This is a genomic window from Absiella sp. AM09-50, from assembly GCF_003433845.1.
Lineage (GTDB): Bacteria > Bacillota_I > Bacilli_A > Erysipelotrichales > Erysipelotrichaceae > Hoskinsella > Hoskinsella hominis.
Window position 1 is genome coordinate 209,186 of record NZ_QVFI01000005.1, and the last position, 1,087, is coordinate 210,272.

The 1,087-nt window shown below is 41.2% G+C and carries 1 protein-coding gene; it reads right to left on the reverse strand.

What is annotated here, in order from left to right; genetic code table 11:
• Window positions 1-88: 88 nt before the first annotated feature.
• The coding region (locus DW114_RS22265) for a tyrosine-type recombinase/integrase (RefSeq protein WP_233512183.1) at window positions 89-1,087 on the reverse strand (999 nt) is incomplete at its 5' end.

The following is a 1,087-nucleotide window of genomic DNA, read 5'->3' on the forward strand; positions in this document are numbered from 1 at the left end:
ATTTTGCTTTTGTGGTAAACCTCACATATCTAGGTCTATCTTCTTATATTTTCTCTATCAAACGTGGTTAAAATCGTGGTAAATACTTCTATGCAATTAGACGCTGAACCTCTGATTTTGCGGTATCTATGGACGCATGAGCGTACCAATTCATTGTGATACTAATGTTTGAATGCCCCATGATATACTGTAAATCTTTTGGGTTCATGTTCTTGCTTGCCAGCCTTGTGCAGAACGTATGGCGTAGCGTATGCGGTGTGATATGTGGCAAGGGATTGTCTTTGTGGTGCTTGTTGTATTTCTTTACCATACGGACAAATAAGGCGTTGTAATCAATCGCAACTTTTGGCTTGTCCTTATGATTGACAAATAGGAAATTGCCCCGTCCGTCTATCACAAATGGTTCTGCCTTTGGGCGTTTCTTCATAACCCGTTGAAATGCCTGTATCGTTTCTCTGCTTAATGGTACTTGCCTTATTCCGCTTTTCGTCTTAGGCGTTTCAATATAATAGCCTTGTTCCTTGCTCTTTAGTAACTGGTGGTCGATAATCACAACTTCATTCTTGAAATCAATATCGGCTACTGTCAGTCCGCACAGTTCCGAGATACGAAGTCCTGTTTTTAACAGTATCAGCACATCATCATAATACTTGTGATACACATTGTCCGTCTTGATGAATGAGAGTAAGGCTTGTTCCTGTTCCTCTGTCAATGCAACTTTCTCTTTGGTATCATTTTCTAGGACTTCACTTAACTTGAAATCAAAGGGATTTTTCCTTACGCAATCGTCTTGTATGGCGATATAGAATGACGCTTTTAACGAGCGTTTATGGTTGTTAATGGTATTGTAGGAAAAGCCTTTGTCTTTCATGCGCACCGCCCATTCTTTAGCGTCAGAGGGCTTGATTGTATCAATGCTCCTAGCACCCAACTTGTCCTCTTTCAATAACCGCATGAGTTGTTCCCGTTGTTTCATTGTGCTTTTCTTCACATTTGCCCTCTGTGCGTTCTGTTTGGCATAGAGTTGGCAAAGCGTCATTTTCTTGCCTGTGCTGTCGATACCGTCCTCAATATCCCGTCTTATCTG